Source organism: Ruegeria sp. YTSA064, from assembly GCF_059610325.1.
Genome location: NZ_JBXWNK010000008.1, coordinates 245,143 through 267,381 on the forward strand (window position 1 = coordinate 245,143; position 22,239 = coordinate 267,381).

A 22,239-nucleotide genomic window follows, 5' to 3' on the forward strand; every position below is an offset into this window, starting at 1 on the left:
CCTTGATCCTTAGCCCGGTATCTCTATGACCCAGTCCAGATCCGAATTGCTGATGCCTGCGGGCAATCTACGCAAGTTAAAACTCGCCATCCTATATGGCGCGGATGCGGTCTATCTGGGCACACCGGATATGTCGCTGCGCACGAAATCCGAGTTCTCGCTGGAAGAGGTAATCGAGGGGGTCGAGTTCTGCCATAACCATGGCCGGCGCGCGTACCTGACGCTGAACCTGTTCTCGCACAATAAGGACATTCCGAAGCTGGACGAATACATCGACACTGTCCGCAAGGTGAAACCTGACGGGCTGATCATCGCCGACCCCGGAGTGTTCCAATACGTCCGCGAACGGGCACCGGAACTGCCGCTGCATATCTCGACGCAAGCCAATATCTGTTCGTGGCTGTCGGTGAAGTTCTGGCAGGATCAGGGGGCTGAGCTTGTAGTACTGGCGCGCGAAGTCTCATACCCCGAACTGGTCGAGATTCGCGAAAAATGTCCCGACATCAAGCTTGAGGCATTCGTCCACGGCGCCATGTGCATGACCTATTCGGGCCGCTGCCTGCTATCGAACTTCATGGCCGAACGCGGAGCGAACCAAGGCAACTGCGCCAATTCCTGCCGCTGGAATTATGGTCTGAAGCTGCGCCTCAAAGATGGCACGCATCAGGAGCTACGCATTACCGACGAAAACGCCGACCTGTTCGAGTTCTTGTTGGAAGAAGGCTGCCGCCCCGGCGATTTAATGCCCATCGAAGAGGATGACCGGGGGTCCTACATCCTCAACTCGCGCGATCTGTGCATTATGCCGAAACTGGATGAATACCTGAAGATCGGCGTCGACAGCCTGAAGGTCGAAGGGCGCGGCAAGTCGGAATACTATGCTGCCATCGTCGCGCGCGCCTATCGCATGGCTATCGACGATTATCACGCCGACCCCGAGAACTGGGACCCGAAACCTTACATGCGTGAGCTCGAAACCGTCGGGAACCGAGGCTACACGCTGGCCTTCCACGAAGGCCGACTGACAAACTACGCCCATGACTACGAGCACACTGCGTCTATCGCGCAGTGGGAATATGCGGGGATCGTCACCGAGGTGATTCAGGATGCCTTTCTGGTTGAGGTGAAAAACAAGCTGGAACCGGGGGACGTGTTGGACTTCGTCTCTCCGATTTCACGCGAGACGGTTCTGTTACGAGTCTATGACTTTGAACGCGCCCAAGATGGCGCGAGACTAGACGTGGTGCATGGGAGCACTAAGACAATTATCCGCCTGCCATTCACGCTGTTCGATCACGAGGATATCGAAGATTTACGCGCGCGTTTCCCTGTCTACTCGGTCCTGCGCAAGGAACGCGCCCTGACGGACGAACACTGGAGCCGCATTCGGTTCGACAAGCTGGTGCAAGGGGTGGAGACCACGGGTCGCGACAACGCCAAAGCTTATGCGCGCCGCCGCGATGAACTGATTGAGAAGATCGGAGAAGACGGCAACGAACGTCGCTTCAAAACCAATCGCATCGGAACCGAAGGGTGTTGCGGCAAAGGCTGCAACGGCTGTTTGATCTTCTGGCAGGATGAGAAATACGCGCGTGCACGCGAGGTTCTGTCCAAACGCAAGCAGGGTGAACAACTTAGCCGCCGTGAGGCCACCGAACTGAGCTTACCGGCAAGCTGAAGTTCAGTTCTCGACGCGATACTCTTCAGGTACGTAAAACGTATAATCCCTGTCAGCAACGGCCTCGTGGCAGACATGGCAGTAATCGACCTCGGACGCGCGAAAGCCCATCGTGTCGCCAAACAGTGAACCATCCGGCATCACCATGATATATCGCCAATCTGCTGTCTCAGGGTTGGTACCCGCCGGTAGTTTTTCCATCACGAACAAGGCACCCGGATGCACGTTACCCTCGTCGGTGACTGTCATGCTGTCTTTGGCCAGAACCGAGCCCACAGGCAACAGCTCACCTTCCTGCAAGGTTCCGTAATTATGCGCCATGCGATTGGCGTAGCTGTTGACATAGCGCTGCCCATGGGTGGCCGAGATATACGGCGCATCGTTGAACAGCGGCCAGGCTTGATAGTTCAAAAGCACGTCCAACTGGGCTGCGGCATAGCCTCGTTCCATGCGCCGGGACAGAGATTTGTAATGAGCCTGAGCATCTTCCTTGGACAGATCAGCCGGGTTTTCAATGGCCAGATGAGCATCCTGATCGTTGTTCTGTGCATTTCCCGCAACAGAAATAAGCCCCAATACCGCAATAAACAGCACGATCTTAACGATCGGCAGGTGTCTTGTAATCATTCTATGGCCTCCCTGACTGATCAGTTCGCCGAAATGCCGCATTAAGTTCGAAAAATGATAGCGGCCTTAAATAGTGTTGCCAGCACCGCCCCAGCAACTTCACCACTTTGTGTTTGCTAGTGACCCCCCAACCAGAGCAGATGCCCCTTAGACATAGCAAATTCTGAATGCCAAAACAGCATTCAATTTATTAAGTTTATCGTAGTGGCGGACAATCTGCGGAATCTAACGGTTCAGGCCAGCCTCGGCCTCAATCTGCTTGCGCGATTTTCGGGCGCGTTCGGTGGCCGATTTCAACTGCCCGCAGGCAGCCATGATATCCTCACCGCGCGTTTTGCGGATGGGTGAGGCATAACCCGCCTGATAGATGATATTGGCAAAGGCTCGGATGCGATTGTTCGAGCTACGCTTGTAAGGCGCACCGGGCCATTCGTTGAACGGAATCAAGTTGATTTTGGCCGGAATCTTATGGCGCTTGATGTGCTCGATCAGTCGATGCGCGTCCTCATCGCTGTCGTTCACGCCATCCAGCATCACGTATTCAAACGTAATTCGCTCGGAGTTCGAGGCATTGGGGTAGCTGGCCAGTGCCTGCAGCAGCTCTTCGATGTTCCAGCGCTTGTTGATTGGCACCAGCACGTCGCGGGTTTCATCGGTTGTGGCGTGGAACGAGATCGCCAATAGGCAGCCAATTTCCTTGGCGGTACGTTCAATTTCAGGCACCACACCCGAAGTCGACAGGGTAATACGTCGGCGCGACAGAGAAATTCCTTCGGGGTCCATGGCAATCTTCATTGCGTCACGGACATTTTCAAAGTTATAGAGCGGCTCGCCCATACCCATCAGCACGATATTCGACAATAGCCGTGTCTCGTCTTTGGGGGCACCGGGTGTCGGCCATTCCTCAAGATCGTCCCGCGCCATCATGACCTGCCCGACGATCTCTGCCGCAGTCAGATTGCGCACCAGTTTCTGTGTACCCGTATGACAGAATGAGCAGGTCAGCGTGCAGCCGACCTGAGACGAGATGCACAGCGTACCGCGATCTTCTTCGGGGATGTAGACGACCTCTACTTCGTGCCCTCCCGCGATGCGACACAGGTATTTGCGTGTGCCGTCCTCGGACACCTGACGTGTCACGACTTCGGGGATTTCGATTAAGAAATTCTCCGCAAGTTGTGCCCGATAAGCTTTGGCGAGGTTGGTCATCTCACCAAAATCGCGCACACCCCATTGATAGATCCACTGCCAGATCTGGCCGGTGCGCATCTTTGCCTGCTTTTCCGGTGTACCATGCTCAATCAGCACATCGCGCAATTGATCACGGGTGAGGCCAACAAGGTTCACCTTCCCCTCGGGCAATTTGCGGGGGATGGTCATGACATCTTGAGTGATCGGCGCTTTGGGCGACATGTGGCTATCTCAATGGATTCTGGCTTGGGATGCGCCTCTATATAGGAACGCGCACAAAGATCAAAAGAAATCGTGCATCAATTTGCATAGCGCAGCAATTCGTCAACACGTGCCCGCCCAAGATCAACGCGGCACGCAGTTATGGCAATGCCGGTGCCTGATCCACCACCAAACGACGCACCCACCGCTTCGCACTGTGCATCGCGATAAGCTGTCCACGCGTTTTGCGATGCCTCCAGCGCGGGCGTGGCAACAGCGCGGCCGGTGACGTCATCCAGTTCCCTTGCAGCGCCAAGTGCCAAGGAATAGCTGGAGTCTATCGCGGCATTCACGCGCGTTTCCATGTCCGAAACACAAGACCCAATCTCAACCTGCGATCCGGCGTCGATACACTCCAGTGTTGGGTCCGCAACTGCGGACATGGGAAACAGCAGAAAAACAATAGCCCATCGCATACCTCGATCCTCCTGACAGAGACACCTGTCTATTACAGATCAAAACCCACGCCCAATCAAGTTGGACCGCCAAGGCAGAAACCTCAGCGGTCCATTTTTGTCAGTTTACTGCAGGTGGGATGTAACAATCTTCTGCATCCAGAGTTTTTACGGGATCTTCCGGTCCACATTGCTCACCCGTAATTGGATAAGTTTCCGCTTCCTTCTCGCATCCTGCAAGGGTCACCGAAGACGCCACCAAAAGCGCGGACAGATATTTGTTTGGATTCATTGCCAACTCCTCAAATTGGTCTAAACTGATTAGTTCAGAAATTTGAGAAGTCGGCTTTGACACGGATCAAAAACACATTCTGACGTTGGATAAATTTCCAATAAACCCAAAAGATCTACCCATACGTAGAAAACCCCGCCGGATAGCGGGGTTTCGAGGTCATATCTGTGTGCACTTTAGTTCGTGCAGCGCCTTTCAGCGTCTTCGATCGCGGCCGTGAAACCCAGCAATGAGAACGTATCTTTGGTTTGTGTTCCACGTTCCGAACGGGCAGTCAGCACGGCTTCGCTTCCGCGCTTCATAGCCGTGACGATCTTGGCATCGTCCGAGGCAGTTGCAGGCCACGCCCATTCGCCATCCGTGAACAGTTCGAATTCGCTGCCATCGACAAGTAGATTGACAGTCGATCCAGAGGCAAACGGATAGCCGCCGGTAAAGGTCACTTGCCCTTTGACCTCAGCATTTGGGCGGTAGAACACAAACAGCAGGATATCGCTGCGCCGCACGGAAACGACGCGACCACCGCGTGTGTTCACTGTTTCCTTGGGCGCGGAAACGCTCCAGCATTCGGTGGGGTCTTCTTCGACAAACACGCTCCAATCGGTCTTTGCCGCGACGCGGTTCGTACTAGTCGCCTGCTGAGCGATTGCCGTTGTCGCCATTCCTGCCATACACAGGCCCGCGATCACGCGAACGAGCTTTAGTCCCATCTGTCCAGCCTCCTAGCCCGACCTAATACCTCATACCCATCGGACATGCGTGCGAACCCTGCCGGTTCGTCTGTTCAGTTGCGTATTCCGATGATTGTCGACATACACACACTAACGCAGGTTTCGCCACAGGCGAAAGGGCGATTGGCAGATTTTTGCGCATGATTTATGGGGTGGACATGACACAAGCCGTACCGATGACAGAACTCTGGCGCGGATCGCTATTAGAGAGCCTGCATCTGGGTCACGCAGTGATCTGTGACGATCGTGGTCAGATCGTGCGCAGTTGGGGGGATCCGAACGCGATAATCTACCCCCGATCCTCGGCCAAAATGATCCAGGCCCTGCCGTTGATCACCTCGGGTGCGGCGGCGAAATACGGTTTGAACAGCGAACATCTGGCACTGGCCTGTGCCTCGCATAACGGGGCGCATATCCATACCGATCGCGTGTCCGCATGGCTCGATCACCTCGGCCTGTCCGAGCTCGATCTGCGCTGCGGTCCGCAGGAACCCGCTGACATGGCAGCCCGAGACGGACTGATCCTGGCGGACGATACGCCCTGCCAGATACACAACAATTGCTCAGGCAAGCATAGCGGGTTCCTGACATTGGCACAGCATATGGGCGCCGGGCCGGAATACTTGGAAATCGACCATCCAGTTCAGCAGGCCTGTCTGTCTGCCATAGAAGAAACCACAGGCGAGACCAGCCCAACCTATGGGATCGATGGTTGCTCGGCCCCAAATTTTGCGACGTCACTGGTAGGGCTTGCACGATCGATGGCTTGGTTTGCCTCTGCCGCAGACCGTTCTGATCGCTCCAGCGAAGCGGCGGTGCAGCTTACGGCGGCGATGGTGAAGCACCCTGAACTTGTCGCCGGAGAAACCCGCGCCTGTACCGAATTAATGCGCGCGATGAATGGACGCGTGGCAATCAAAACAGGGGCCGAAGCCGTCTTTGTCGCCATCATTCCCGAGAAGAGGATGGGTGTGGCGTTGAAAATCACCGATGGCACGACCCGCGCCAGCGAATGCGCCATCGCGGCCATTCTGGTAAGCTTGGGCGTGCTGGCGGCCGATCACCCGGCCACCCGCAAATTCATGAACGCTACGCAATACAGCCGTCGCGGGCTGGAATGTGGTGTGATCAAGCCAGCGCCGGACTTCCCCGGCTAAGACTTACATCTCGATCTCGTGCACCTCGGCCACTTCGACCGAGCCTGAGCCGTTCACCACCATCGGGCAGCCCTTGGCCATCGCGGTTGCGGCTTCGATGCTATCAGCCTTTACAACCGTAAACCCCGAGGCCGGATTGGCGCCGCCATTATCTTCGACCCCGCCACTGCTGACCGTATAGGATTGACCCACGGGATTTCCGGGAATCTCAAGCGAACCGCCAATGTCCTGAAACCAGGCACCCCAAGCGGCCATGGTCGCCTCGACCTCAGCGGGATCGGTTGGGGTGTGGCCCCCGTGATAAACAAACAAATATTGCGGCATATCGCTCCTCCCTGATGAAAACCTATGTGCAAAGTGCTTCGAGCTTGCGCAGCGAAGATGTCCAGCCTTCGTTGTGGTTCGTGGCCGACTCGGCATCGACAAGCTCGCGATGATCGACCACCAGCCGTGATCCGCTGTCGGTTGCGGAAACCGAAAAGGTCACATGGCTTTCGGCACCGCGCTGATCCTGATCGTCGTGCCATGCCCATGTAAATCCAACCGATTTTGGCCGATCGATATGGGTGACGTGCCCCGAAACCTTGAATTGCTGGCCCTCGCCATTCTGCATCACCGAATACCACGGACCAATGCGCGAAAAATCGAGATCATGTTCCGGCACATGCAGACCCTCAGGCCCCCACCACTTCAGCAGCTTTGCGCCATCGCTAACCCATGCGAACAGGTCCTCGGGGCTGACGGGAAAATCTCGTTCCAGTTTCAGGTCGGCCATGATTTCTCCCTTTCGATGAGTTCGCCCAAACGGTCGAGACTGCTTTCCCAGAATTGTCGTTTTGAATTCGTCCACTCGGCAATCGCGCGCAGCCCCTCGGGCTGCACCGAATACATCCGCTGCGTGCCGCGCACCCGTTGTTGCACCAGCCCAGCCTCGCGCAGGACCTTCAGGTGACGCGAGATCGCAGCCCCTGACATGCCCTTGCCTTCAATCAGGTCGCCGACGGGCAGCTCGCCTTCGTCCATCAGTTGCTCGACAATCGAGAACCGAGTGGCATCAGACAAGGCGGAGAATGCGGTCAGCAGTGGCGTCATAAGTCTACTATTTAATTTTTTGGTTAAATAATCAAGTGGCCGGTCTATTCGATTGGGTTTCGCTGATAAATCACTAGCTTGCACCGGAAGATTCCACGACTTATTGCTTAGGAAAGAGTGGAGTTAAGAAACCAATATGGCGACCGTCAGATTTCTTCTTTCAACGGGTCGAACATCGACACAAAATCTGGCGTCGATACTGGCAGATTCATTGCCTCAAGTTACCGTTGAGCATGAAGGAATCGGCCCGGATTATCATTCCAGAAGGGTATTCCGTCGCCCAAGGAATTACTTTGGCGTTCTTGGCAAACATGTGCAGATCCAGCGCAAGCTGATCGAGATTGAAGATCTGCTTGCGGAAGACAAAAACTACATCGATGTAGGTTGGACAAGTTACGCATGGCTGCCTTATTTTGCGGCGCGTTTTGGTGAATCTCTGCGATTTGCGCATCTAGTTCGAAATCCATTTAGTGTCGCCGCGTCTCACGCCACCCATGGGATATTTGTTCCAAATGTCTCCAGAGGTAGGCGTACGGAAAGAATAGCTGCAATTCATCCGAACGACCCAACTGTCTATCACAAGGATGTGGCTAAGAATGCTGAGACCTTCTCGCCATTCGAGAAAAACTTGTTCAATTGGCTTGAGATCAACCAATTCGCTTTAGAACAGCACGATGTGCCAGGATTTTCGGGAATTTATAAGTTTGAGGACCTATACGCAGCTAACGATCCAAAGTTGAAATTATTTCTAAACAGGTTCGCTGGCCCGGCCCAGTACAACGTTTCGTCACCGCCTGTAGATAAAGTACAGCGAATCCTGCGAACAGATATTGGAGAGATTCAAGAGCCGCTTCTGAACGCGGTACTAAACTTGGCCATCAAACTTGGTTATTCGACCACCGAACTTGAAGCATTTTGGGACCCGGTAGCATTGCAGCAAAATTACTCTGCTCGCAGGCTTTGAGCAACCAAATTGAAAGGTGAATATACACGATCAGTAGCGATGAGACGCCTTAGCATATCCCTGCAAATATAACAGAGCAGTCAGATCGCCGTGATTTACGCGGACATCACATTCGGCAGCGACCGAGGGCTTGGCGTGCAGCGCTACACCCGTGCCCGCGCGGCCCAACATTCCCAGATCATTGGCCCCGTCACCAACGGCGATTGCATCACTTTCTGAAATGCCAAGGCTGGCCGTTATCTGCTCCAATGCCTCAATTTTGGCCTGTCGCCCAAGAATGGGCCGCTTCACGTCGCCGGTAAGCTTGCCATCCTCAGCCAGCAATGTATTCGCCCGGTTCTCATCGAACCCAAGCTCTTCGGCGACCTTGGCTGTAAAAGCGGTAAAACCACCCGATACCAAAGCGGCGTAGGCACCATTCGCGCGCATCGTGGAAAGTAAGGCCTTACCGCCGGGCATCAGCGTGATCCGTTCCTCAAGAACCTTGCCGATCACGCCTTCATCCAGCCCCTTCAACAGGCCGACGCGCTCGGTCAGCGCGCCTTCGAAATCCAGCTCGCCATTCATCGCGCGTGCGGTGATGTCCTTGACCCGATCGCCCACACCAGCCTCATCAGCCAGTTCGTCGATGCATTCCTGCTGGATCATCGTGCTGTCCATATCGGCCAACAGCATCTTTTTCCGGCGACCTTCGGCCTTTTGCACGACCAGATCCACGCCCATCTGCTGCAAGTCGGCCCATACGTCCCAGCGATTGTCGGGAATATGTCGCAAGGAAAACTCAGCCGCCTCATCGGGACACAGCCAGTTCGCATCACCCCCGCCCCAAGCATTCCGCAACGACTCGACCAGCGTTGCCTCTAGCGAAGGGGTCGCTGGGTTGGTCAGCAGAGTGGCTACGTACATGTCAGGCCTCCGATTTGCGCACCCGCGAGATATCGCAGGTGCAGCATTTTCACCAGAGGCAGTTTGGCCTAGCCCAGAATACCTGGCAGCCGTAGCCCATGTTCGCGGGCGCAGTCTTTGGCGATCTCGTACCCCGCATCCGCGTGGCGCCACACGCCCGAGGCGGGATCGTTCCACAACACCCGCTCCAGGCGCCGTGCGGCATCTTCGGTGCCATCTGCACAGATCACCACACCTGCGTGCTGGCTGAAACCCATGCCAACGCCGCCGCCATGATGCAACGAAACCCATGTCGCACCGCTCGCCGTATTGATCAGCGCGTTCAGCAGCGGCCAATCCGATACCGCATCCGATCCGTCCAGCATCGCCTCCGTCTCGCGGTTGGGGCTGGCTACCGAGCCCGAGTCCAGATGGTCTCGTCCAATGACAACTGGCGCTTTCAGCTCGCCATTGGCTACCATTTCGTTGAAGGCCAATCCGGCGCGATGGCGATCGCCGAGGCCGATCCAGCAAATACGTGCGGGCAGACCCTGAAACGCGATGCGTTCCTGCGCCATGTCCAGCCAGCGATGCAGGTGTTCGTTCTCGGGAAACAGCTCCTTCATCTTGGCGTCGGTCTTATAGATATCCTCGGGGTCACCAGACAGGGCGCACCAGCGGAAAGGGCCGATGCCCTTGCAGAACAACGGGCGGATATAGGCAGGGACAAAGCCGGGGAACGCAAAGGCATTCTCCAAGCCTTCGTCCTGCGCCACCTGCCGGATGTTGTTGCCATAGTCGAGCGTCGGAACGCCCGCGTTCCAGAAATCAACCATCGCAGCCACATGCTGTTTCATCGACGCACGCGCAGCCTTTTCAACCGCTTTGGGATCAGTCTCACGCTTGTCCTTCCACTGTGCCATGCTCCAACCGATCGGCAGGTACCCATTGATCGGGTCATGGGCGCTGGTTTGGTCAGTGACGATATCGGGGCGCATGCCACCGGCCTGCATCCGCGCGTAAATCTCGGGGAACACCTCCGCCGCATTGCCCAGCAGACCCACAGATTTCGCCTCGCCCGCCTTTGTCCAGCGGTCGATCATCTCAAGCGCTTCGTCCAGCGTTTCGGCTTTTTCGTCGAGATACTTGGTTCGCAGGCGGAAATCGATCGAGTCCGGATTGCACTCAACTGCCAGACAACTGGCCCCGGCAAACACCGCTGCTAGAGGCTGTGCGCCACCCATGCCGCCCAGACCACCGGTCAGAATCCACTTGCCAGTAAGGTCACCGCCATAGTGCTGACGACCTGCCTCGGCAAAGGTCTCATAGGTGCCCTGAACGATGCCCTGCGTACCGATATAGATCCACGAACCAGCCGTCATCTGGCCGTACATCATCAAGCCCTTCTTATCGAGCTCGTTAAAATGATCCCAATTGGCCCAATGCGGCACGATGTTCGAGTTGGCGATTAGAACGCGCGGTGCATCTTTATGAGTACGGATGATCGCCACCGGTTTGCCCGACTGGACAATCAGGGTTTCATCCTCTTCGAGATCCTTCAGCCCTGCGACGATCCGGTCGAAATCGTTCCATGTCCGCGCCGCGCGACCGATGCCGCCATAAACCACCAGCTCATGTGGGTTTTCGGCCACGTCCGGATGCAGGTTGTTCATCATCATCCGCAATGGTGCTTCGGTCACCCAGCTTTTTGCGTTCAGTTCAGGGCCGGTGGGCGGATAGATATCGCGGGTATTCTTGCGAGGATCGGTCATGTCAAAGCTCCAATGCGGTGTCTTGGATGGCGTCGAGAATATCCACCAGCCAGCGGCGCAGACGGCTGGCTTTCTTCTCGTCAAACGCCCACGGAGGGGTTTCGGTGGAAAGATACGTGGATTGCGCCAGCTCCATCTGGATCGCGTGCAGGCCTTCATTCGGGCGGCCATAGTGGCGGGTCGTCCAGCCCCCTCGGAATCGCCCGTTCAGGACGGTGCTGTAAGGGGAGGAATGCGAAAATTCGTAGGCCGCAGCCTCGATGCCAGATGCGCAGGTCACCCCACCATCGGTGCCGATGTTCATATCCGGCAGGGTGCCTTCGAACAGGAACGGGATCTTGCTGCGGATCGAGTGGCAGTCAAACAGGATCGCAACCCTGTGTTTTGCGCGCACCCTTTCAAGCTCTTGCTCAAGCGCGTTGTGGTAGGGCGCGTGGTAAGCGATGCGTCGCGCTTCAATCTCATCGGCTGAGGGCTCCTGTCCTTCTGCCCAGATCGTCTGACCGTCAAAATCGGTCAATGGCACCAGTGTTGTCGTATTCTGCCCCGGATATAATGATGCGCCCGCAGGGTCTCGGTTGGCGTCGATCACATAACGGTGGATATGGGATTGCACGACCGTCGCATTGGCCACCAGCCCATCGTAGAGCTTGTTGATGTGCCAATCCGTATCCGCCAGATTTTGCCCGTTCGCGTTCAATCGCGCGGCAATGTCGTCAGGTACAAACGTGCCGCCATGCGGCTGTCCCAGAACGATAGGCCCATCGCCACGCTGAACGCTGAAAACCTGCATCACGACAGCTCCGGCATAGTCAGAGCAGCCGCCTGTAGAACAGCGCCGCTTTCGACCAACGACTTCGCCGACTCCAACTCGGGCGCCAGATAGCGATCATCGCCTAGCGACGGAATATCCTCGCGCAAACGCCCAACGACGCTGATCAGCGACTTGCTGGTAGCCAGAGGCGCACGGAACTCGATGCCTTGTGCGGCACAGAGCAGTTCGATCCCCAAAATATAGTTCAGATTATCCACCATCCGGCCCAGCCGCCGCGCCCCGTGCGCAGCCATCGAGACGTGGTCTTCCTGGTTGGCCGATGTGGGCGTGCTGTCTGTCACGCAGGGGTTGGCCAGGTGCTTGTTTTCGCTCATCAGAGCGGCCGTAGTGACCTCGGCGATCATCAGGCCCGAGTTCAGCCCTGGCTCTGGCGTCAGGAATGGTGGCAGATCAAAGCTGAGCGCAGGATCGACCATCAGCGCAATCCGACGCTGTGCGATCGCTCCAATTTCAGACAGGGCCAGTGCGATCATATCCGCGGCAAAGCCCACCGGCTCGGCGTGGAAGTTCCCGCCCGATACGATGGTATCCGGATCGGTCAAAACCAGTGGATTGTCGGTGGCCGCGTTGGCCTCGATCACCAGTGTTGCGGCAGCTTGCCGGATTACGTCCATCGCCGCTCCCGTCACCTGTGGCTGGCAACGAATGCAGTATGGGTCCTGAACGCGAGTATCCCCATCGCGATGGCTTTCGCGGATTTCAGAGCCGTCCAGTGTGGCCCGCATCGCCGCTGCTGCCTCGATCTGGCCGCGATGCCCCCGCAGCGCGTGAATTTCGGGCTGCAGAGGGGCGGTGGATCCCATGATTGCATCCGTCGAGGCCGCCGATATCACCAGTGCGTTTTGCGCCGAACGCCAGCCCTCGAACAAACCGGCCAGCGCAAAGGCGGTCGAAAATTGCGTCCCGTTGATGAACGCGAGACCTTCCTTTGGGCCAAGTTGAATCGCCTCTAAGCCAACTGTTTTCAAGGCCGCCGCACCCGGCATAACGGAGCCATTTACCTCAGCCTCGCCCTCGCCAATCACAACTGCGGTCATATGGGCCAGCGGCGCAAGATCTCCTGATGCGCCGACCGAACCCTGCGCCGGGATCACAGGTGTCACACCGCGGGCCAGCATTTGTTGCAACAATTCGACAAGCTCCCAGCGAACCCCCGACGCTCCGCGCCCGAAGGACAGCAGCTTGAGCGACATCATCAGCCGCGCCAGACGACGCGGCACCGCAGGGCCCACCCCGCAACAATGGCTGAGGATCAGATTGCGCTGCAGGGTCGAGGTGTCCTTGGCCGCAATCTTATGGCTCGCCAGCTTACCGAAGCCGGTATTCACGCCATAGACGGGCTCAGTCCCTTCGGCGGCTTGCGCTATACGAGCCGCAGCGGCATCTACCTTTGGTCGGCAGGCATCATCCAGCGATATCGCAGCCTCGGTCCAATAAACCTCAGCCAATTGATCCAGCGACACCTGGCCCGGAGTGAGCGGTAGGGGAGTCATTCCTCACCTCCAAAAATACGTTTGTGCAACGGGTTGAAACCGATGCGATAGGACAGTTCGGCCGGATGGGAGATGTCCCAAACAGCGAGATCAGCACGTAAACCCGGTGCGATCATGCCCGTATCCTCCAGACCCAAGGCGCGGGCCGCGACGCGGGTGACACCTGCCAGGGCTTCCTCCGGCGTCATGCGAAACAGGGTGCATCCCATATTCATCGTCAAAAGCAGAGAGGTCAGCGGTGATGACCCTGGATTGCAATCGGTCGCCAGCGCCATTGGCACATTCTGCTGGCGCAACATCTCAACTGGCGGCATCTGCGCCTCGCGCAGCGTGTAGAATGCGCCGGGCAGAAGGACCGCAACCGTTCCGGCGGTGGCCATGGCGGCAACACCGTCGGCGTCCAGATACTCGATATGATCAGCGGACAGAGCCCCGTGGGCTGCCGCCAGCTTTGCCCCGCCGAGGTTAGACAACTGCTCAGCATGCAGCTTCACCGGCAAGTCAAGCCCTTGCGCGACAACAAAAACCCGTTCGATCTGTGTGGGGTCAAAGGCAATGCCTTCGCAGAACCCATCCACCGCGTCCACCAGTCCTTCGGCATGGGCCGCGCGTAGGGTCGGAATGCAAACCTCATCGATATAGGCATCGTCGCGGCCCGCATATTCCGGCGGAGTGGCATGTGCGCCCAGAAAGCTGGTCTTAACCCGAACGGGTCGCTCCTGCGCAATCCGGCGCGCGGCACGCAGCATGCGCAACTCGGTTTCGGTATCCAACCCATAGCCGGACTTCACTTCAATGCAGGATACACCTTCGGCCAACAGCGCATCCACGCGCGGAAGAGCACCTGCAAGCAGTTCATCTTCCGAGGCAGCTCGCGTCCCGTTTACGGTCGACAGGATGCCCCCGCCCGCGCGCGCGATTTCCTCGTAGGTCGCTCCGTTCAGGCGCATCTCGAACTCAACCGCGCGGTTACCTCCGAATACCACATGGGTGTGGGCATCAATCAGCCCGGGCGTGATCAGTCGGTCACCGTAATCAACACGCTGCCATTTAGCATAAGCTGCTGGAACTTCAGATTGACTGCCCACCCAGACGATCTGTGATCCTTCGACGGCTATCGCGCCATCCTCAATCATCCCACAGGGCTGGTCGCCCCCCATGGTGGCCACCTGTTTACAGCAAAGAACGGTTTTTTTTGTCATGGCGATTCTTTTGGGCTCCCCCTGCGCTTGATTTTTTCGTATACGGGTAAATACATAAAGTCTACACAAAATGGAATTGCGATGACGGTTCATGCCAAAACGGCCCTGTTAGGCTCTGACTGGGTTAGCGATCTTCGGGTTGAAATCGAACACGGCCGGATCACGAAGCTGGAACACGGGAAAGACGCCCATCCAAGCGACACCCGTGTCGATGTCCTGCTTCCCGCTTTGGCCAACCTGCACAGCCACGCCTTTCAGCGCGCCATGGCCGGTATGACCGAAACCCGCGCTGCCGGGCGCGAAAGCTTTTGGACCTGGCGCACCCTGATGTACCGCTTTCTGGATCGCCTCACCCCAGAGCACATCGAAGCCATCGCTGCACTGGTTTTCATGGAAATGCAGGAGGCCGGGTATGCCTCGGTCGGGGAATTTCACTATGTCCACCACCAACCCGGCGGTGCGCCCTATACGCAGCTTTCCGAGCTGAGCCAGCGCATCTTTTCGGCAGCAAGCCAAACCGGGATTGGCCTGACGCATCTGCCGGTGCTCTACACCTATGGCGGCGTCAAACAAGAGCCGCTGGCAGGGGGTCAGTTACGCTTCAGCAATGATGTGGATCGGTTTTTGCGGCTTACTGAAGAGTGCCAACCACTGCTGCCCCACGCAGATAGTCAGATTGGCATCGCGCCGCATTCCTTGCGCGCAACCTCACCGGATGACCTGCATCAGGTGCTCGAGGCAACTCCTAACGGTCCGGTGCACATCCACATCTCTGAGCAAGAGAAGGAGGTCGCGGATGTCGAGACCGCTCTGGGTCAGCGTCCGGTGGATTGGTTGCTGAACAACGCGGACGTGAACGAGCGCTGGTGCCTGATCCACGCCACCCACATGACCGATGATGAAACCCGCGCCCTCGCCCAATCCGGAGCGGTGGCAGGTCTCTGCCCGATCACCGAGGCCAATCTGGGCGATGGCATCTTCAATGGGGCTGTCTATACCGACGCCGGAGGTGCCTTTGGTGTCGGATCAGACTCGAATGTACGCATTTCACTGCCTGAGGAGTTGCGGACGCTGGAATATTCCCAAAGGTTGCGTGACAAAGCGCGCACGGTTTTGGTGCGCGGCGAAGGATCGATTGGTCAGGCTCTATATACCGGGGCCGCACGAGGTGGAGCGCAAGCCCTTGGGCGCGCGGCTGGAAATATAGCTGTGGGTCACCTTGCCGATCTGGTCGCAATCGATCGCAGCCACCCAACTCTGTGCAGTCTGCGCGACGATCAACTGCTTGACGGGCTCTGCTTTGCGGCGCCAGACGGAACTGTGACCGATTTGTGGTCTGCCGGGCGACATCAAGTGTGCGGCGGGCGGCACATCGCTCGCGATGCGATCCTGACCAATTATCGCGCGGCGATGAGTGACCTGCTGGCGGAACTTTGAATCATGACCCAGACAAGCGATACCACCAGCTACAAAGACATTAAGCAAACCGTCCTGCAACGCATCCGATCCGGCGAATGGCAACCGGATGCCCTGCTTCCCAATGAGCAAGAGCTTGCGGTGGAATTTTCGTGCACCCGCACCACAGTCAACCGTGCGCTGCGGGAATTGGCGGATGAAGGGTTTCTGGAAAGGCGTCGAAAGGCGGGCACCCGGGTTCTCAGCGCTCCGCAGCGTCAGGCACGATTCACCATTCCTCTGGTCCGTGATGAGATTGAAGCTGCGGGCGGCACCTATCGCTATGCTCTGGTATCGCAGGAAACACAGACCGCTCCCGATTGGCTGACGGCTCGTCTGGCCCTGCGCGTGGATCAGCGAGTCATGCATGTGCGATGCATGCATTTTTCCACCAACACACCCTTTCAGTTCGAGGACCGCTGGATCGTGATCGACAGCGTACCGCAAGTGGAACAGGCCGATTTCTCAAGTATCGGACCGAATGACTGGCTGGTGCAAACCGTCCCGTTCACAAATGTCGAGCTGACATTTCTAGCCAGCCGCGCTGACGCCACATTGGCCGGGTTTTTGGATGTGTCCGAAGGAGAGCCCGTCTTTACGGCAGAGCGCATCACATGGCTGCAAGGTCAGCCGGTGACCTTCGCCAAAATGTACTTTGCAGCGGGCTACCGGATGTCCACCGAATTCTGATTTTCCGGGCTTTACCCCCCGCCATTTACGAGACAGAATTCCAGCGTCGGATGGAAAGGAAACCGGGATGGGCAACCCGCTTTATGATCGTTTGTTTGGCATTCATGCGGGCAAGGACACGCCGTTTCTGCATCTCGCCGATGGTCAGACACTGACCCATGCCGCGTTTCTGGACATGGCCGCCCGTTTGGCCAATGCGCTGACCGGACTGGAACTGGAACCTGGCGACCGTGTCGCAGTGCAGGTGGAGAAGTCCGCCGAAGCACTGGCGCTTTATGCCGCCTGTGTCCAGGCGGGGCTGATCTTTCTACCCCTCAACACGGGCTACACGACGCAAGAGCTGAGCTATTTCATCGAAAACAGCGGCGCATCTCTGGTTGTCTGCGATGCAGCTAATGCGGCAGGGCTTGCTGATATCGCACAAAAGAACAACGCCCGGTTAGAGACGCTGAACGCGGACGGTTCGGGCAGCCTGACACGGCGTGCGTTGGGGATGCTTCCTGCCTTTGAACCGGTCCGCCGGACCGAGGACGATCTGGCCGCTTTCCTCTATACGTCGGGCACGACGGGACACTCGAAAGGGGCGATGCTGACGCAAGCCAATCTGCTATCGAACGCGGAGACTCTGGTAAACGAGTGGCGGTTTACCAACAGCGACGTGCTGCTCCACGCACTTCCGATTTTTCACACGCATGGGCTGTTTGTTGCGACCAATGTCATGCTCGCCTCGGGTGGATCGATGATCTTTCTGCCGAAATTCGATCTGGACGACATGGTGCGCCTGATGCCGCAGGCGACAACGATGATGGGCGTGCCTACCTTCTACACCCGGCTGCTAAGCGACGACCGGTTCACGCGGGAGCTGACGCAGGATATGAGGCTGTTCATTTCAGGATCGGCACCTTTGCTGGCAGACACGCATGTTCAATTCGAAGACCGGACCGGCCATCGCATTCTGGAACGCTACGGAATGACCGAAACCAACATGAATACGTCAAACCCATACGACGGCGAGCGCCGCGCAGGAACCGTTGGATTTCCCTTGCCAGATGTCGAATTGAAGGTCACGGACCCTGAATCGGGGGAGACTCTGCCAAGTGGTGGAATCGGGATCATCGAAGTACGCGGCCCCAACGTGTTTCAGGGCTATTGGCAAATGCCCGAGAAAACCGCCGCCGAACTGCGCGAAAATGGGTTCTTCATCACCGGTGATCTGGGACGGATCGACGAGGATGGATATGTCCACATCGTCGGACGCGGGAAGGACCTGATCATCTCAGGCGGGTACAACATTTACCCTAAAGAGATCGAGCTGCTGCTGGATGAACAACCCGGCGTGCTGGAGAGCGCGGTGATCGGCGTACCCCACCCGGATTTTGGAGAAACCCCGGTTGGCATTCTGGTTCCGACCCCCGGTCAGACGCCTGATATCGAAGCGATCATGGATACGATACAGGGTGCTTTGGCCCGTTTTAAACATCCCCGCCAACTGATCCTGCTTAACGAACTACCGCGCAATACCATGGGCAAGGTGCAAAAAAACATCCTGCGTGACCGCTGCAAAGACCTGTTCACAGAGTCCTGATCGTCAGGGCAAAAGCGCAACGCGGCCTTTATCCGTCAGCAACCAGCAATCCCGACCTTCAAACACCGCAACGCCTATCGGGCGGCCATACCCTGCACCGCTATCCAGATTGATGCGATTACCATAATGCGTCGCCCGATCCACAGGCGTATGTCCATGGACGATAAGCTTCGGATGCGGGCCACGGTGATTGTGAAAGCTCTGCCTGATCCACACCAGATCATTTTCCCGTTGTTCGCTCAGCGGTATTCCGGGCCGGATGCCTGCGTGAACAAACGCAATCTCTGGCGTTTGATGCATGGCCACGAGCCCCCGCAGAAACATCCGATGCGCCACAGGAACCGCGCCCCGTGCAATGGCATGTAGATCCTCTAGGCGCGTCTGCTGATCGAAGAACACGTCATAACTTTGAAGTGTTTCGACACCACCCAACCGCTCGTGCAGCCAATGATATCCTACCAACATATGCGGATCGTGACGTGGCACATCCTCCAGAAACCACGAAAACATCCGGTCATGATTGCCTAGCAGGGTGACCCAGCGCCTGCCCGCATCACGTCCTGCGATCAAACAGTCAATGACGCCCCTGCTATCTGGGCCTCGATCGACGTAATCACCCAAAAATACGATTTCGGCGTCCGGACCACCATCGTGCTCAATCAGCGACAATGCGCGGTCAAACTCGTCCACGCGCCCGTGCAAATCACCGATTGCGTAGATCGGGTTGGTCATCTGGTTCCCCTCGGGCATCTGCGATTGCTGCACTTCTGACGCAAATACGACTCTTTGAAAAGGCGGTGCCCGCGCTTTGCATAAGCCCGGGCATCAATCTGTTTCAGAAATTCAACAGCGACACTCAGGCCACCTCAAACTCCAGTGGCTTGATCTGGGTAAACAGACCGGTTTCCGCCAGCTGCGCGCGCGCTTCAGCCGGAACTGGTTCGTCGACGTATAACAGCGCGATCGCTTCGCCTCCCGCCTCAGCACGACCAAGGGTAAAGTTCGCGATGTTCACACCATGCGTGCCCATAGTTTGCCCCAAGGCACCGATGATACCCGGCACATCCTCGTTGGTGGTATAAAGCATGTGGGCACCAACCTCGGCATCGATATTGATGCCTTTGATCTGAATAAAGCGCGGCTTGCCGTCACTGAACACGGTTCCCCCGATCGAACGTTCGCGTTTCCCGGTCACGACGGTCACCTTGATATAGCCTTCAAAGGCTCCGGACTTATCCTGATTGGTGGTCGAGATTTGAATCCCCCGCTCTTTGGCCACGACCGGAGCAGAAACCATATTCACTTCGGGGTTGAATTTCTTCATGATCCCAGCGACCACCGAACAGTTCAGAGCCGCCAGGTTCATCTCGGCCGCAACGCCATCATAAAGGATGTTGATCGCCTTAATCGGTTCGTCCGTCATCTGACCAATGAAACTGCCCAAATGGCCGGCCAACTTGATCCACGGCCCCATGACCTTGGCCTCTTCTGCCGTAACGCTTGGCATGTTCAGCGCGTTTTCTACCGCGCCGGTCAGCAGGTAGTTCGAAATCTGCTCGGCCACCTGCAACGCCACGTTCTCCTGCGCTTCGGTCGTTGCCGCGCCAAGGTGAGGTGTGCACACAACATTGGGCAGATTGAACAGCGCGTTCTCTTTGGCAGGCTCCTCGCTGAACACATCAAAAGCCGCCCCAGCGACATGTCCCGACTGCAACGCCTCCGCCAGCGCGTCTTCGTCGACCAAACCGCCGCGCGCGCAATTGACAATGCGCACACCGGGTTTGGTTTTGGCAAGGTTCTCGCGGCTCAGAATGTTACGAGTCTGGTCGGTCAGCGGCACGTGCAGAGTAATAAAGTCAGCACGTGACAGCAGCTCGTCCAGCTCGACCTTTTCAACGCCCATCTTGGCGGCTTTCTCTTCGCCCAGATAGGGATCATAGGCGACAACCTTCATCTTTAGCCCCAGCGCACGCTCGCAAACGATGCCGCCGATATTACCCGCGCCGATCACGCCGAGTGTTTTGTTGGTCAGTTCGATCCCCATGAACTTGGATTTTTCCCACTTGCCAGCATGGGTCGAGGTGCTGGCCTCGGGAATTTGCCGTGCGACCGCGAACATCATCGCAATGGCGTGCTCGGCGGTGGTGATCATGTTTCCAAACGGCGTGTTCATCACGATCACGCCTTTTTTTGAAGCCGCATCCTTGTCGATATTATCGGTGCCGATCCCTGCACGGCCGATGACCTTCAGCTTGTCGGCTTTATCAAGAATGGTGGGCGTGACTTTGGTGGCCGAACGGATGGCGAGGCCGTCATACTGACCGATCACCTCGGCCAATTTGTCTTTGTCCTTACCCAGATCGGGCATGAAATCCACATCAATGCCGCGATCACGGAAGATCTGTACGGCGGTTTCGCTGAGTTTGTCAGATACGAGTACTTTGGGGGCCATATCTTTGGTCCTTGAATTGTATGGAAGCGCCGGGCCTTGGGTGGCCCGGCAATAACATCAGGCAGCTTCAGTCTGCGACGCGATCTCGGTCTCGAAGGCCCATGCGAGCCATGGCAACATCGCCTCGATATCCGAGGTCTCGACCGTGCCACCGCACCAGATGCGCAAACCCGCAGGGGCATCGCGATAGGCACCGATATCCAGTGCGATGTTTTCGGCTTCGAGCCGTTTGGCCACGGCCTTGGCAAAAGCCGAACCATCCTGAATACGCGCGTCGGTGAACTTAAGACAAACTGAAGTGTTCGAACGTGTCGCTGCGTCCTCGGCCAAATTGCCGATCCAGTCGTTTTGATCGCAGAACGCATGCACCGCACCCGCATTGGAATCCGCACGGGCGATCAGGCCTTGCAAGCCACCAACCGAGCGCGCCCAGTCCAAAGCGAACAAGTAGTCTTCGACCGCCAGCATCGAGGGCGTGTTGATCGTTGCTCCGGTGAAAATGCCCTCGATTAGCTTGCCCGCCTTGGTAAGTTGGAAAATCTTCGGCAATGGCCATGCCGGGGTATAATTTTCAAGCCGCTGAACAGCGCGGGGCGACAGGATTAGCATCCCATGCGCAGCCTCTCCACCCAGCACTTTCTGCCAACTAAAAGTGGTCACATCCAGCTTGTCCCAAGGCAGATCCATCGCAAACGCTGCCGAGGTCGCATCACAAATCGTCAGACCCTTACGGTCCTCGGCAATCCAGTCGCCATTCGGCACCCGCACACCCGAGGTGGTGCCGTTCCAGGTAAACACAACATCATTGGAGAAATCGATAGATGCCAGATCAACGATCTGACCGTAATCGGCGGTCTTCACCTCGGCATCGATCTTCAGCTGCTTTACAACGTCAGTGACCCAACCAGAACCAAAGCTTTCCCAGGCTAGCATCTCGACCTTGCGTTCGCCCAGCAGAGACCACAACGCCATTTCAACCGCGCCAGTGTCAGACGCAGGAACGATACCGATGCGGTAGTCAGCAGGTATGCCCAAAATCTCGCGCGTGCCTTCGATGGCTGCCTTCAGCTTGCCCTTGCCGACCGCAGCACGATGCGAACGACCCAAGGCAGCATCCGCCAGTTTGGTCAGATCAAATGTGGGGGGTTTGGCACAAGGGCCCGAGGAAAAACGCGGATTGGCCGGCCGCGTCGCCGGTTGTTCGATTGTCATCTGTATTACCCTTCCAGATACACGCCCCTCGTTGGGGAGGGGTGTCCCACGGGCAGAGGTACGGGGCCTTCGCACCTGCAGCAAGCAGAAAAGACGCTTCGCTGGGTAAAAACGACATCTAAAACAGGCTCAAATCAGAACACAGGTTTCCGATTGGCGAAACCCCCGCTTTTTTGGCGGGGGTTTTGAGAATTTACTCTGCGGCTTCTTCGTATTCTGACATTGGAGGGCATGTGCAGATGAGGTTTCGGTCTCCGTATGCGTTGTCGA

Annotated in this window: 22 protein-coding genes; 6 read left to right on the forward strand and 16 right to left on the reverse strand. The window is 57.0% G+C overall.

Translation table 11 applies throughout. The features are described from left to right. Positions 1–25: 25 nt before the first annotated feature. Positions 26–1,678 carry a U32 family peptidase gene (locus AC2FI7_RS14275; RefSeq protein WP_496816210.1) on the forward strand — a complete coding sequence of 551 codons (1,653 nt, stop codon included), beginning with the start codon at positions 26–28 and terminating at the stop codon, positions 1,676–1,678. 3 nt (positions 1,679–1,681) lie between these two features. Here the strand turns inward: AC2FI7_RS14275 and AC2FI7_RS14280 are convergent, their stop codons facing one another. The 5 genes from AC2FI7_RS14280 to AC2FI7_RS14300 form a co-directional block, all read right to left on the reverse strand. After that, positions 1,682–2,305: a cytochrome P460 family protein gene (locus AC2FI7_RS14280; protein WP_010440677.1), complete on the reverse strand. Its 624-nt coding sequence runs from the start codon at positions 2,303–2,305 to the stop codon at positions 1,682–1,684. A gap of 225 nt (positions 2,306–2,530) precedes the next feature. Next, the gene (gene rlmN, locus AC2FI7_RS14285; protein ID WP_010440676.1) at positions 2,531–3,718 is read right to left on the reverse strand and encodes a dual-specificity RNA methyltransferase RlmN; all 1,188 of its coding nucleotides are present in this window, start codon (positions 3,716–3,718) and stop codon (positions 2,531–2,533) included. A 77-nt stretch (positions 3,719–3,795) separates the two neighbouring features. Beyond that, on the reverse strand, positions 3,796–4,173 hold the full coding sequence (locus tag AC2FI7_RS14290) for a lysozyme inhibitor LprI family protein (protein ID WP_010440675.1): 378 nt from the start codon (positions 4,171–4,173) through the stop codon (positions 3,796–3,798). A gap of 100 nt (positions 4,174–4,273) precedes the next feature. After that, positions 4,274–4,444 (reverse strand): hypothetical protein, encoded by a 171-nt coding sequence (locus AC2FI7_RS14295; protein WP_496833440.1) that lies wholly within the window; start codon positions 4,442–4,444, stop codon positions 4,274–4,276. A 176-nt stretch (positions 4,445–4,620) separates the two neighbouring features. After that, entirely contained in the window at positions 4,621–5,154 is a 534-nt protein-coding gene (locus AC2FI7_RS14300) for an invasion associated locus B family protein (protein ID WP_496816213.1), read from the reverse strand. A 179-nt stretch (positions 5,155–5,333) separates the two neighbouring features. Here AC2FI7_RS14300 and AC2FI7_RS14305 point away from each other — a divergent pair, with 179 nt between their 5' ends. Next, on the forward strand, positions 5,334–6,332 hold the full coding sequence (locus tag AC2FI7_RS14305) for an asparaginase (protein ID WP_029621866.1): 999 nt from the start codon (positions 5,334–5,336) through the stop codon (positions 6,330–6,332). 3 nt (positions 6,333–6,335) lie between these two features. Here the strand turns inward: AC2FI7_RS14305 and AC2FI7_RS14310 are convergent, their stop codons facing one another. Genes AC2FI7_RS14310 through AC2FI7_RS14320 form a run of 3 tightly spaced genes read right to left on the reverse strand, consistent with a single transcriptional unit; the run spans position 6,336 to position 7,424 of the window. After that, a complete protein-coding gene (locus tag AC2FI7_RS14310; RefSeq protein WP_170590088.1) occupies positions 6,336–6,656 on the reverse strand; it encodes a YciI family protein in 321 nt (106 codons plus the stop codon). Positions 6,657–6,678: 22 nt separating this feature from the next. Continuing rightward, a complete protein-coding gene (locus AC2FI7_RS14315) occupies positions 6,679–7,107 on the reverse strand; it encodes an SRPBCC family protein (RefSeq protein ID WP_496816216.1) in 429 nt (142 codons plus the stop codon). Then, positions 7,095–7,424 (reverse strand): ArsR/SmtB family transcription factor, encoded by a 330-nt coding sequence (locus AC2FI7_RS14320; protein ID WP_496816218.1) that lies wholly within the window; start codon positions 7,422–7,424, stop codon positions 7,095–7,097. The genes AC2FI7_RS14315 and AC2FI7_RS14320 overlap by 13 nt, the downstream gene beginning before the upstream one ends. A 136-nt stretch (positions 7,425–7,560) precedes the next feature. Here AC2FI7_RS14320 and AC2FI7_RS14325 point away from each other — a divergent pair, with 136 nt between their 5' ends. Beyond that, positions 7,561–8,388 (forward strand): hypothetical protein, encoded by an 828-nt coding sequence (locus tag AC2FI7_RS14325; RefSeq protein WP_496816220.1) that lies wholly within the window; start codon positions 7,561–7,563, stop codon positions 8,386–8,388. 30 nt (positions 8,389–8,418) lie between these two features. Here AC2FI7_RS14325 and serB read toward each other — a convergent pair whose 3' ends face one another. From serB to hutI, 5 genes are all read right to left on the reverse strand, one after another. Continuing rightward, a complete protein-coding gene (gene serB / locus AC2FI7_RS14330; RefSeq protein WP_010440661.1) occupies positions 8,419–9,294 on the reverse strand; it encodes a phosphoserine phosphatase SerB in 876 nt (291 codons plus the stop codon). A gap of 68 nt (positions 9,295–9,362) precedes the next feature. Further along, positions 9,363–11,045, reverse strand: coding sequence for a urocanate hydratase (hutU, locus tag AC2FI7_RS14335; protein WP_010440659.1), 1,683 nt, complete (start codon positions 11,043–11,045; stop codon positions 9,363–9,365). 1 nt (position 11,046) lies between these two features. Beyond that, a complete protein-coding gene (gene hutG / locus AC2FI7_RS14340) occupies positions 11,047–11,838 on the reverse strand; it encodes an N-formylglutamate deformylase (protein WP_010440656.1) in 792 nt (263 codons plus the stop codon). After that, positions 11,838–13,373 (reverse strand): histidine ammonia-lyase, encoded by a 1,536-nt coding sequence (hutH, locus tag AC2FI7_RS14345; RefSeq protein WP_496816223.1) that lies wholly within the window; start codon positions 13,371–13,373, stop codon positions 11,838–11,840. Before hutH ends, hutG begins: the two co-directional genes overlap by 1 nt. Next, complete coding sequence (gene hutI, locus AC2FI7_RS14350; protein ID WP_496816225.1) at positions 13,370–14,575, reverse strand: imidazolonepropionase; 1,206 nt, start codon at positions 14,573–14,575, stop codon at positions 13,370–13,372. Before hutI ends, hutH begins: the two co-directional genes overlap by 4 nt. Before the next feature lie 81 nt (positions 14,576–14,656). On the opposite strand from hutI, the gene AC2FI7_RS14355 reads away from it, so the two are divergent. The 3 genes from AC2FI7_RS14355 (at position 14,657) to AC2FI7_RS14365 (ending at position 18,305) form a co-directional block, all read left to right on the forward strand. After that, a complete protein-coding gene (locus tag AC2FI7_RS14355; RefSeq protein WP_496816227.1) occupies positions 14,657–16,012 on the forward strand; it encodes a formimidoylglutamate deiminase in 1,356 nt (451 codons plus the stop codon). Positions 16,013–16,015: 3 nt separating this feature from the next. Beyond that, positions 16,016–16,720, forward strand: a complete 705-nt coding sequence (gene hutC, locus AC2FI7_RS14360; RefSeq protein ID WP_010440649.1) for a histidine utilization transcriptional repressor HutC — start codon at positions 16,016–16,018, stop codon at positions 16,718–16,720. Between the two features lie 67 nt (positions 16,721–16,787). Further along, positions 16,788–18,305, forward strand: coding sequence for a malonate--CoA ligase (locus tag AC2FI7_RS14365; RefSeq protein WP_010440647.1), 1,518 nt, complete (start codon positions 16,788–16,790; stop codon positions 18,303–18,305). A gap of 3 nt (positions 18,306–18,308) precedes the next feature. On the opposite strand, the gene AC2FI7_RS14370 is transcribed toward AC2FI7_RS14365, so the two are convergent. The 3 genes from AC2FI7_RS14370 to AC2FI7_RS14380 all read right to left on the reverse strand — a co-directional run bounded on the left by AC2FI7_RS14370 (position 18,309) and on the right by AC2FI7_RS14380 (position 21,969). Continuing rightward, positions 18,309–19,037, reverse strand: a complete 729-nt coding sequence (locus AC2FI7_RS14370; protein ID WP_029621865.1) for a metallophosphoesterase family protein — start codon at positions 19,035–19,037, stop codon at positions 18,309–18,311. Positions 19,038–19,161: 124 nt separating this feature from the next. Next, complete coding sequence (gene serA / locus AC2FI7_RS14375; protein WP_010440643.1) at positions 19,162–20,757, reverse strand: phosphoglycerate dehydrogenase; 1,596 nt, start codon at positions 20,755–20,757, stop codon at positions 19,162–19,164. A 57-nt stretch (positions 20,758–20,814) separates the two neighbouring features. Beyond that, the gene (locus AC2FI7_RS14380) at positions 20,815–21,969 is read right to left on the reverse strand and encodes a phosphoserine transaminase (RefSeq protein ID WP_496816230.1); all 1,155 of its coding nucleotides are present in this window, start codon (positions 21,967–21,969) and stop codon (positions 20,815–20,817) included. Between the last annotated feature and the right edge of the window lie 270 nt (positions 21,970–22,239).